Here is a 289-nt window from a genome sequence, read left to right on the forward strand (position 1 = left end):
ATGAACAACCTGATGCAGATACCGCCCAGACGTTGGAGCTCGTCGAAGACATGATCTTCGAGGGGCTGGAGTCGTTCGATGAGAAAGGACTCGATGGCATGGGAATGGAAGAGTACTGGCACGAGGACTTCATGTGGTACGGTCCTACCGGAATCGGTATCACACGCGGAATCGATGGTTTCCAAGAAGGTCACCAGGGACCATTCTTAGACGCGTTCCCAGACCGTCTGACTGAAGGTGGAGATATCCGATTTGCTGAAGGAAACTACTGTGGCTGGTCGGGGTGGCC

General features: G+C 54.0%; 1 protein-coding gene. It reads left to right on the forward strand.

What is annotated here, in order from left to right; all coding sequences use genetic code 11:
• Nucleotides 1-289, forward strand: a 289-nt coding sequence (locus AUR66_RS16245; RefSeq protein WP_197409833.1) for a nuclear transport factor 2 family protein, incomplete at both ends; no start/stop codon positions are given.

It is taken from the genome of Haloferax profundi (assembly GCF_001469865.1).
GTDB lineage: Archaea > Halobacteriota > Halobacteria > Halobacteriales > Haloferacaceae > Haloferax > Haloferax profundi.